The 10,130-nt window shown below is 60.8% G+C and carries 9 protein-coding genes; 3 read left to right on the plus strand and 6 right to left on the minus strand.

The genetic code is table 11. From position 1 onward, the window contains the following. Positions 1–162 precede the first annotated feature (162 nt). The 5 genes from ACIQJ2_RS19835 to hutI form a co-directional block, all read right to left on the minus strand. Positions 163–825: a sulfite oxidase-like oxidoreductase gene (locus tag ACIQJ2_RS19835; RefSeq protein ID WP_400674501.1), complete on the minus strand. Its 663-nt coding sequence runs from the start codon at positions 823–825 to the stop codon at positions 163–165. Positions 826–1,561: 736 nt separating this feature from the next. Next, positions 1,562–2,131 carry a HutD family protein gene (locus ACIQJ2_RS19840; protein WP_400674499.1) on the minus strand — a complete coding sequence of 190 codons (570 nt, stop codon included), beginning with the start codon at positions 2,129–2,131 and terminating at the stop codon, positions 1,562–1,564. Between the two features lies 1 nt (position 2,132). Further along, positions 2,133–3,818 (minus strand): urocanate hydratase, encoded by a 1,686-nt coding sequence (gene hutU, locus ACIQJ2_RS19845; RefSeq protein ID WP_199150846.1) that lies wholly within the window; start codon positions 3,816–3,818, stop codon positions 2,133–2,135. A gap of 1 nt (position 3,819) precedes the next feature. Further along, positions 3,820–5,355 (minus strand): histidine ammonia-lyase, encoded by a 1,536-nt coding sequence (gene hutH, locus ACIQJ2_RS19850; protein WP_199150845.1) that lies wholly within the window; start codon positions 5,353–5,355, stop codon positions 3,820–3,822. After that, positions 5,352–6,620, minus strand: coding sequence for an imidazolonepropionase (gene hutI, locus ACIQJ2_RS19855; protein WP_400674495.1), 1,269 nt, complete (start codon positions 6,618–6,620; stop codon positions 5,352–5,354). Before hutI ends, hutH begins: the two co-directional genes overlap by 4 nt. A 101-nt stretch (positions 6,621–6,721) precedes the next feature. On the opposite strand from hutI, the gene ACIQJ2_RS19860 reads away from it, so the two are divergent. After that, positions 6,722–8,065 carry a formimidoylglutamate deiminase gene (locus tag ACIQJ2_RS19860; protein WP_400674493.1) on the plus strand — a complete coding sequence of 448 codons (1,344 nt, stop codon included), beginning with the start codon at positions 6,722–6,724 and terminating at the stop codon, positions 8,063–8,065. Positions 8,066–8,145: 80 nt separating this feature from the next. After that, positions 8,146–8,865 (plus strand): histidine utilization repressor, encoded by a 720-nt coding sequence (hutC, locus tag ACIQJ2_RS19865; RefSeq protein ID WP_199151422.1) that lies wholly within the window; start codon positions 8,146–8,148, stop codon positions 8,863–8,865. 13 nt (positions 8,866–8,878) lie between these two features. Here hutC and ACIQJ2_RS19870 read toward each other — a convergent pair whose 3' ends face one another. Beyond that, entirely contained in the window at positions 8,879–9,034 is a 156-nt protein-coding gene (locus ACIQJ2_RS19870) for a hypothetical protein (protein WP_199151418.1), read from the minus strand. A 401-nt stretch (positions 9,035–9,435) separates the two neighbouring features. Between ACIQJ2_RS19870 and ACIQJ2_RS19875 the strand changes: the two genes are divergently transcribed. Continuing rightward, positions 9,436–10,050, plus strand: coding sequence for a hypothetical protein (locus ACIQJ2_RS19875; RefSeq protein ID WP_400674492.1), 615 nt, complete (start codon positions 9,436–9,438; stop codon positions 10,048–10,050). Positions 10,051–10,130 lie beyond the last annotated feature (80 nt).

Here is a 10,130-nt window from a genome sequence, read left to right on the forward strand (position 1 = left end):
CCGGGCTCTCCCGACAGCAATCGTGGGATCAATGAATACGCCCATCGTTGCGGCTTGCAAAGCCGCAAACCCATGCGGAGATCATCAAATATTGACATGGTGACATAAGAAACCCGGATCCGCCCAGGCAGAATCCTCAGCACGCCGGACATCGCTCGAGCATCAATCGTCCGAGTAGCGCTGCTCCCGCCATGGATCGCCGTACATATGATAGCCGTTTTTCTCCCAGAATCCGGCTCTGTCGGCGCCGATCAGTTCGATGCGGTTTAGCCACTTCGCACTCTTCCAGAAATAGAGATGGGGCACGACGAGACGCATCGGTCCGCCATGTTCTGGGGTCAGCGGTTGTCCTTCCCAGGCGGTTGCGAGGATGGCGTCTTCGGCGGCGAAATCTGATAGCGGCAGGTTGGTGGTGTAGCCGTCATAACTCGTCAGCAGCACATGCTGCGCCTCGGCCGTCGGCGTGACGAGATCTAGGAGATCGCGCGTCGAAATCCCTTCCCAGCGATTGTCGTAGCGTGACCAGGTCGTCACGCAATGAATGTCGCTGACATAAGTGCTTTGCTCGATCGCCTGGAAAGCCGCCCAATCGAGGCTGAGCCGCTTTTCCACGAAGCCGAACACATCGAGCCGCCAGCTGGACAACGAGATTTGCGGCCGCTCGCCAAGATCGAGCACCGGCCAGTTCTTCACCAGATGCTGCCCCGGCGGCAACCGCTCCGTCTCCGGCCGGCTCATACGCCCCGTCAGAAACTTGCCCTCCGCCGCCCAGCGGCGCTTGGAGGTGGTGAGCTTGCTATCGGCGGGGATCTGGTCGTCGCTCATAGAGGCATCCTTGCAAAGGCCGACCATTGGAACGCTGGAGAGGCTGGGGTGTCAAGAAGATCAACCCAGCCCGAGGACGGAATATGCTTGTCCGAAGCCTTTAGACTCTGACTTTACATGATGGTAATAGTAATGGCGTGTTTCAATCTTGGCGGTCAATTTGCCTTGCCTAGCGATGAATTCCTCTATGACGATGTTGCCGTTCATCGCATTCACGAGATCCGCTATTCGAAATTTGCGGCGATTCGTGCAACCATACTGATTTAGACAATAATGGCCTTCTTTATTGGGTTATTGGTTGTTACCCGTCATCAAAATTCCGACCCGCTAATTTGGCGATTTCGCATCAATGATGCCGTCATTCTCATTCTATTTTGTGCGGCAGCGATAGTGCGTGTTTCGATCTACATTCGCCGAAACTACGAAGATCCGATCATCATTATTGGCCCGGATGGCATCCAAGATACACGCGTCGCCGAGACTGTCATTCCCTGGACTAATATCGCAAATGCCGATCGTATATCGGCTGGCAAAGTGTCCGGGTGCCTTACGCTTCACTTGATAGCAAATGACGCCTCGCTCGCCGGGCCAGCAGTAAGAACCATCACCAATGCCTCAGGTGGTCGAGAGACTGAAGTTCAGATCAAGGCAGACCTGTTCGACCGACGCTGTTCAGACATCTACAACATAGCGATGGCGTTCCATCGAGCCTATCGTTTCGGCTGGCTATCTTCGCCTAGCGACGGCGATTGGTTTGAATATCAATCTGAAACAGCTCCGCTTTTCCGGAAACGTTTATTTCCTGCCCACCCGCTTCCAGAAGCAGGCAATCCAATGCCGAAAGCGAAAGCGTGGCGACTTCGGCATGGCCACGATGACAAAGAATAAGGGTCGCACCGCTGCGAAGGGCAAATTTGATCGTCCCATCGACGGAAACACGTCGCACCGAATGCGTGAGACGGCCACGCCGCGTCATGACATTGAGATCTGTAATCGTGCCGTCGATCAAGGTCGCGGAAGTCGGCGCATCCGCCGCAAAGGGCAGCGGATCGCTTGCCTGCGTCAGACGCTCGGGCTCGCGTCCCTCAATGAAGAGGGTCATTCCCTCTCCCTCGAGAATGGATAGCGTGCGATCGATGCCTGGAAAGACCGAGAACGGTCCGTCCGAAGCAACCGTCGCCATGCTGACGCGCCAGTCGAAGTCGGCAAGCCCGGCGCCGTCGGGCGAAACGGCGATTTCCACCGTTTCCCCGCCGCCGTTTTTCCAGGGCATGCGCTTGTGATCACTGGCGCGTAGCAGCTTCATCTCAGTTCCCCAGGATAGCCGGCAGGCGCAGACCCTGCTGCTTGGCCCAATCGAGCGCGATGTCGTAGCCTGCATCGGCATGGCGCATGACGCCGGTTGCCGGGTCGTTCCAGAGAACGCGCTCTAGACGGCGGGCTGCATCATCCGTGCCGTCGGCGCAGATGACCATGCCCGAATGCTGGCTGAAGCCCATACCGACGCCGCCGCCATGATGCAGCGACACCCAGGTGGCTCCGGAGGCGGTGTTGAGCAGTGCGTTCAGCAGCGGCCAGTCGGAAACGGCATCGGAGCCGTCCTTCATCGCTTCTGTTTCGCGGTTCGGCGAAGCGACCGAGCCGGAGTCGAGATGGTCGCGGCCGATGACGACAGGAGCCTTCAGCTCGCCATTCCTGACCATTTCGTTGAAGGCGAGGCCGAGGCGGTGACGATCGCCGAGACCGACCCAGCAAATGCGCGCCGGCAGGCCCTGGAAGGCGATGCGCTCGCGCGCCATGTCAAGCCAGTTGTGCAGGTGGGTATTGCCGGGGGTGAGTTCCTTCACCTTGGCGTCGGTCTTGTAGATATCTTCCGGATCGCCGGAGAGAGCAGCCCAGCGGAACGGACCGATACCGCGGCAGAACAGCGGACGGATATAGGCCGGCACGAAGCCCGGGAAAGCGAAGGCGTTTTCAAAACCTTCGTCCTTGGCGACCTGGCGGATGTTGTTGCCGTAGTCGAGCGTCGGCACGCCGGCATTCCAGAAGTCCACCATCGCTTCGACATGTACCTTCATCGAGGCGCGGGCGGCAGCTTCGACGGCCTTCGGATCGCTTTCGCGCTTGGCTCTGTGTTCGGCGACCGTCCAGCCGGCCGGCAGATAGCCGTTCAGCGGATCGTGCGCGGAGGTCTGGTCGGTGACGATATCCGGGCGCGGACCGCCGGCCTTCATGCGCTTCACCAATTCCGGGAAGATTTCGGCGGCATTGCCGAGCAGGCCGACAGACTTGGCTTCGCCGGCCTTCGTCCACTTGTCGATCAGGGCGAGCGCTTCGTCGAGGCTCGATGCCTTCTCGTCGACATAGCGGGTGCGCAGGCGGAAATCGATGCGGGTTTCGTCGCTCTCGACGGCGAGGCAGCAGGCGCCGGCCATGACGGCCGCCAGCGGCTGTGCGCCGCCCATGCCGCCGAGACCGCCGGTCAGGATCCACTTGCCCTTGAGATTGCCATTGTAATGCTGGCGCCCGGCTTCGACGAAGGTCTCATAGGTGCCCTGCACGATGCCCTGCGTGCCGATATAGATCCACGAGCCGGCCGTCATCTGGCCGTACATGGCAAGACCCTTCTTATCCAGCTCGTTGAAGTGGTCCCAGGTTGCCCAGTGCGGCACGAGGTTGGAGTTGGCGATCAGCACGCGCGGCGCATCCTTGTGGGTGCGGAACACGGCGACCGGCTTGCCGGACTGCACCAGCAGCGTCTCGTCTTCGTTCAGCGTCTTCAGCGTCGCGGCGATGCGGTCGAAATCGTCCCAGGTGCGGGCAGCGCGGCCGATGCCGCCGTACACGACCAGTTCGTTCGGGTTTTCCGCAACGTCCGGATCGAGGTTGTTCATCAGCATGCGCAACGGCGCTTCGGTCAGCCAGCTCTTGGCATTGAGTTCCGGGCCGCGAGGAGCGCGGATTTCGCGGATATTATGGCGTGGATTGGTCATATCACATCTCCAAGGAAGGCAGGATGTCGGTTGAAATCGAGGCATTGAGCGCGCCGGAAGCGATCAGATCGCTGGCGGCCTTGAGGTCGTTTGCCATGTAGCGGTCCACCTCCAGCGACGGCACGGCGGCGCGGATTGCCGATATCGCGAGTGTCAGTTCCGGGCTGGTGACGAGAGGCGCGCGCAGCTCGACACCCTGGGCAGCCGTCAGCGCCTCGATACCGATGATGCCGAAGAGGTTTTCGGTCATGCCGAGCAAGCGGCGCGCACCATGGCAGGCCATTGAGACATGGTCTTCCTGGTTGGCCGAGGTCGGGGTCGAGTCGACGGAGGCCGGATGCGACATCTGCTTGTTTTCCGACATCAGCGCCGCCGAGGTCACTTCGGCAATCATCAGGCCGGAGTTCAGGCCCGGCTTCTTGGCCAGGAAGGCCGGGAGGCCGTAGCTGAGTGCCGGGTCGACCAGCAGCGCGATGCGGCGCTGTGCGATCGCACCGATTTCGCAAACCGCAATGGCGATCTGGTCGGCGGCAAAGGCAACCGGCTCGGCATGGAAGTTGCCGCCGGAAACGACGGAATTGTCCGACAGCACGAGCGGATTGTCGGTAACGGCGTTGGCTTCGATTTCCAGCGTGCGACCGACGGACCGCAGCAGATCGAGGCAGGCGCCATCCACCTGCGGCTGGCAGCGGATGCAATATGGATCCTGCACACGCTCGTCGCCTTCAATATGGCTTTCGCGGATCACGGAACCGGCGAGCAGGCCGCGAAGGGCAGCAGCGGTATCGATCTGGCCCTTATGGCCACGCAGCGTGTGGATATCAGGATGGAACGGAGCGGAAGAGCCCATGGCCGCGTCCGTCGACATGGCGCCGGTAATCAGGGCGGCCTGGGCGGCGCGATGGGCACGGAAGAGGCCGGCAAGCGCAAGACCGGTCGAGACCTGCGTACCATTGATGAGCGCCAGCCCTTCCTTGGCGGCGAGCACGACCGGCTTCAGGCCAGCCTTTTCGAGCGCAGCTGCGCCGGAAAGCTGCTCGCCGGCATAAAAGGCTTCGCCATGACCCATCATCACCGCGGTCATGTGCGCCAGCGGAGCAAGGTCGCCCGATGCGCCGACAGAGCCTTTTTCGGGAATGAGGGGTACAACACCCTTTTCAAGCATGGCTTCGATCAACCGCACCAGTTCCAGCCGCACGCCGGAGGCACCGCGGCCGAGCGAAACCAGCTTCAGCGACATGATGAGACGAACGACATTCTCAGGCAGCGGCTGGCCGATACCACAGCAATGCGAGAGAATGAGATTGCGCTGAAGCGTGGCGACGTCAGCGCTGTCGATCTTGATCGACGCCAGTTTGCCGAAGCCGGTGTTGATGCCATAGACGGGCGCATTGCCTGCGGCAATTTCCGCGATGCGGGCTGCGGCCTTGGCAATGCCTGCATCGAAAGATGCATCGAGCCTGGCCGGCTCGCCGGTCCAGTAGATCGCCGCCAGTTGCTGTAGCGAAACGGAGCCTGGATGGAGAACGATAGTCATCGGTTGAACCTTTTTCCCTTGAAAACATGGGCATGAAGGGGATTGAAGCCGATGCGGTAGACAAGCTCCGCCAGGCTTTCGACATCCCAGATGGCGAAATCGGCCGACTTTCCGGCTTCCAGCGTACCGGTTTCGGAGAGCAGCCCGAGGGCGCGCGCGCCTTCGCGCGTTGCACCGGCAATGCATTCCTCGACCGTCAGACGGAAAAGGGTGGCAGCCATATTCATGGTCAGCAGCATCGACGTCAGCGGCGAGGTGCCGGGATTGCAATCCGTGGCGATGGCGATCGAAACGCCCGCCTCGCGGAGCGCGTTGACCGGCGGCTTCTGCTTTTCGTTGATAGCATAGAAAGCGCCCGGCAGCAGCACCGCAACGGTCCCGGCCGCAGCCATCGCCTTGACGCCATCCTCGTCGAGATATTCGATATGATCGGCCGACAGCGCGCCATAAGAGGCCGCAAGCTTGGCGCCGCCGAGATTGGAAAGCTGTTCCGCATGCAGTTTCACGGGAATGCCGAGCGACTTGGCAAGATCGAAGACGCGGGCGATTTCGGCCGTCGAGAAGGCAATCCCTTCGCAGAAGCCGTCGACGGCATCGACGAGGCCTTCCGCGTGCGCCTGGCTCAGGCCGGGCAGTACGACATCGCTTATATAGTCGCCGTTTCGACCCTTGTATTCGGCCGGCGTGGCATGGGCACCGAGATAGGACGTGACGACCCGGACGGGACGCACCGTCTCCAGCTTGCGCGCCGCCTGCAGCATCTTCAATTCGGATGGGATATTCAGGCCATAGCCCGACTTCACCTCAATGGTGGTGACGCCTTCGGAAAGCAGCGTATCGAGGCGCGGCAACGCAACGGCAACCAGTTCATCCACCGAAAGCGCACGCGTCGCATTGACGGAAGAAACGATACCGCCACCTGCGCGAGCGACTTCTTCGTAGCTCGCCCCTTCCAGCCGCATTTCGAATTCGCGGGCGCGATTGCCGCCATAGACAATGTGCGTGTGGCAATCGACGAGACCTGGGGTCACCCAGCGGCCTTCGAGATCGATGCTTTCTGCACCGGCGACGTCGGACAGATCCGCTTCCGGACCAGCGAAGACGATGCGGCCGCCCTTGGTCAGGATCGCACCCTTCTCGATCGTGCCGAGCCGGGCCTCGCCCTCTTTCAAGGTCGCAAGGCGGGCATTGCGCCACACGCGGCTTGCCGCGCCGTTTTCCTTGCCACCGTTGGGGCCATCTGCGGAAAAATTGTTCCCACCCATAAGCTTTACGCCTTTCCTCGTTGGCTCATAATGTATATACATATTAAAAAGGCTGACAAGAGGGATTTTGGACTCTGTGTCCGAAAGGAAAGGGTGAGACCATGACGATACTTCATGCACGCTCGGCACTGCTTGGCGACGGATGGCACGAAAATGTGCGGATTACCCTCGAAGGCGGTCGCATCACCGACGTCGCGACAGACGTCGCGCCAGAGGCCGGCGACGACAGACAGGATATTCTGATACCTGCGATGCCGAACCTGCACAGCCATGCCTTCCAGCGCGCCATGGCCGGCCTTGCCGAAGTGCGCGGTCCAGCGAACGACAGCTTCTGGAGCTGGCGCACCGTGATGTATAAATTCGCGCTGTCGATGACGCCGGATCATGTCGAGGCGGTTGCGGCACAGCTCTATATGGAGATGCTGGAAGCCGGCTTCTCTCGCGTCGGCGAATTCCACTACCTGCACCACGACAAGGACGGCAGCCATTATGCCAACATCGCCGAGCTGGCGGAGCGCATTGGCGCCGCCAGCACCGAAACCGGCATTGCGCTGACACTGCTCCCTGTCTTCTACGCCCATTCCGGTTTCGGAGGTGCAGCGCCCATTGAAGGCCAGCGCCGCTTCATCAACTCGCTCGAAAGCTTCGAAGCATTGATGGCCGGCTGCCGTAAGGTGACGAGCCGTCTGCCCGGAGCCGAACTCGGCATTGCGCCGCATAGCCTGCGCGCAGTCACGCCCGAGGAACTGGCAAAGCTTATTCCCATAGCAGGCGATGGACCGATCCATATCCACGTCGCCGAGCAGGTGAAGGAAGTGGAAGACTGCATTGCCTGGTCGGGCGCCCGCCCGGTACAATGGTTGCTCGACAACGCGCCCGTTAATGAGCGGTGGTGCCTGATCCATGCCACGCACATGACCGAGGATGAAACCCGGCGCATGGCAAAGAGCGGCGCGATTGCCGGCCTTTGCCCGATCACCGAGGCCAATCTCGGCGATGGCGTCTTCGCAGCGCCCCTCTTTCTTGATGAAGGCGGCCGCTACGGCGTCGGATCCGATTCCAACATCATGATCTCCGTTCCGGAAGAACTGCGACAGCTGGAATATTCGCAGCGCCTCGCATTGCGCGCCCGCAACGTCATCGCCATGACAGGCGGTTCGACCGCCCGCAAGCTGTTCGACAGCGCCCTCCTCGGTGGCGGCGCGGCACTGAAAGCGCAGGCAGGAATCGCCGTCGGCAATTACGCCGACATCGTCTCCCTCGACGCCAGTGCCGTGCCCTATCTCTCCGGCGACCGCGTTCTCGACCATTGGACATTTGCAGGCGGCTTTAAAGTCGATAGCGTATGGGCCTTGGGCAAGAAGCAGGTCGAAGGCGGCCGGCATATCAAGAGAGAGGCGATTTCCGCGCGCTTCCGCCAGACCATGGCCGAGCTGATCGGTTAAGAAACCGCTTTTCCTGCCGCCGATTGGCCCTTAAATAACTCGCGGAAAACCCGATGTCTTACACGGAAAAGATGGGCGGCATGGCCACAGGCAAAGAGGCGACCCTACATCAGCGGATCCTGAGCGATATCGAAAGCCAGATCGTCTCCGGCGCTTGGCCTCCCGGTCATCGTATTCCGTTCGAAATGGTGCTGGCCGAGCAATATGATTGCTCGCGCATGACGGTGAACAAGGCGCTGACCCAGCTCGCCCGTGCGGGGCTGATCGAGCGGCGCAAGCGCTCGGGCAGCTTCGTCACTCATCCGCACGCCCAATCAGCCGTGCTGGAGATCCACGACATCAAATCGGAAATCCAGTCGCTCAACCTGCCCTATTCACACAGGCTGGTGAAAGTCGCCGAGCGACGAGGACGAACGGAAGACTCCCGCCGGCTGCAATTTGCCGGTCCCGTCAATGTGCTCGAAATCAGCTGTATCCACTATGCCGGCTCACGACCCTTCTGCCTGGAGGATCGCGTCATCAATCTCGATGCCGTGCCCGACGCAGCCGAGGCCGACTTCGCGACCCTGCCGCCCGGCCCGTGGCTGCTCAATCAGGTGCCCTGGAGCACGGCCGAACATCAGATCCGCGCCATCGCGGCCGAGGGAGATGCCGCCGCGAGCCTCGACGTCGCCAAGGGTACGGCCTGCCTCGTGGTCGAGCGGCGCACCTGGAGTTCGACCGGCCCGATCACCCATGTCCGGCTGACATATCCTGGCGATCGTCACAGCCTGGTGGCACGTTTTACGCCTTCAAGCTGACCGACAGCTGCAGCTACGGCCGTTGCTGCGCCGGCTCGGTGTGCATGGGAATGAGGCTTTCCGATTGCCGAAAGGGCTGCGCGGGATCGACAAGCAGAATGCTGAGCGCAACCAGCACCAGTGCCAGAATCAAAAGAATCCCGATCAACAGTGGACGAATCGCGGTCATTTCGTTCTCCAATCTCCCCAGCCCGGCGCCGTGGCGCGATAGGGAATTCGAGACAGCCCGCATAGTCTAGCATGAAATATTAAGTAATGTTTTATGTTCCGGAAATTATCCGGCTACAGCATCGGCCCGAAAATCGGAATCGATTTTCGGAAAGCCTGATGCGTATATTCAAAAAGATAGAGCGACCTTTGTGCTTCCCAAAGGAAGCACGGCGCACCAGTTCAAAGGATTATACTGTCCTGGGAGCCGGAAAGGCCGCCTCACGCTTGTTTGAATGGCGAACCGCAGAAGGGACGAATAGGATTTCGGCTGCTGGCGGCTATGCTCGCCTGGCCGCGGCCGGAAATCCTGCCGCCAAGCCCATTCATTGCTCGACCGACAATTCAAGAGAGGCAATGCCCATGCATCGCAAACGTCTGACTACGGGCGTGCTGACGCTCACCATCGCAACGCTCGCCGCCCTTCACAGCGTTTCTGCCGCAGAACGCGTCAAGGTGCGCGGCACCGTCGAAAGCCTTGACGGCGACACGCTCAAGGTCAAATCCCGGGATGGCAACGAGGTGAAGGTGGCGCTGAAGTCCGGCTGGAACGCCACCGGCGTCGTCAAGGCAGACGTGGCCGACATCAAGCCGGGCGATTTCGTCGGCATCGCCTCGCAACCGACCGATAGCGGCATCAATGGCGCCATCGAGGTCGTGATCTTCCCGGCCGCGATGAAGGGAACCGGAGAAGGCGATCGTCCCTGGGATTCCGCGCCGAACGGCTCCATGACCAATGCGACGGTCGCCAATGCCGTCACCTCGGTCAACGGCCCGACGCTGACACTCACCTATAAGGGCGGCGAGCGGAAGATCAACATTCCCAAGGGTACGCCTGTCGTCACGCTGGCATCGGCGACGAAAGCCGATGTGAAGCCGGGCGCGGGCGTCTTCATCAGCGGAGAACGCACCGACGATAGCACCGTATCAGCCGACCGCGTCGCTGTCGGTCTCAACGGCACTATGCCGCCGATGTGACCTCGCCGTTCGACTGCTTCCGCATTATTGGATAGCCGGCAATCAAACGAAAACAGGCGGATCGCAAGACTGCGATCCGC

The organism is Rhizobium sp. NPDC092011 (assembly GCF_044756305.1).
Lineage (GTDB): Bacteria > Pseudomonadota > Alphaproteobacteria > Rhizobiales > Rhizobiaceae > Rhizobium.

Excerpts from the sequence above, each read along its gene's own strand:
- ACIQJ2_RS19840 (WP_400674499.1), bottom strand. The coding sequence starts at position 2,131 with ATGAAGCTGCTACGCGCCAGTGATCACAAGCGCATGCCCTGGAAAAAC.
- ACIQJ2_RS19870 (WP_199151418.1), bottom strand. The coding sequence starts at position 9,034 with ATGACCGCGATTCGTCCACTGTTGATCGGGATTCTTTTGATTCTGGCA.
- ACIQJ2_RS19835 (WP_400674501.1), bottom strand. The coding sequence starts at position 825 with ATGAGCGACGACCAGATCCCCGCCGATAGCAAGCTCACCACCTCCAAG.
- ACIQJ2_RS19860 (WP_400674493.1), top strand. The coding sequence starts at position 6,722 with ATGACGATACTTCATGCACGCTCGGCACTGCTTGGCGACGGATGGCAC.
- ACIQJ2_RS19875 (WP_400674492.1), top strand. The coding sequence starts at position 9,436 with ATGCATCGCAAACGTCTGACTACGGGCGTGCTGACGCTCACCATCGCA.
- hutH (WP_199150845.1), bottom strand. The coding sequence starts at position 5,355 with ATGACTATCGTTCTCCATCCAGGCTCCGTTTCGCTACAGCAACTGGCG.
- hutU (WP_199150846.1), bottom strand. The coding sequence starts at position 3,818 with ATGACCAATCCACGCCATAATATCCGCGAAATCCGCGCTCCTCGCGGC.
- hutC (WP_199151422.1), top strand. The coding sequence starts at position 8,146 with ATGGCCACAGGCAAAGAGGCGACCCTACATCAGCGGATCCTGAGCGAT.
- hutI (WP_400674495.1), bottom strand. The coding sequence starts at position 6,620 with ATGGGTGGGAACAATTTTTCCGCAGATGGCCCCAACGGTGGCAAGGAA.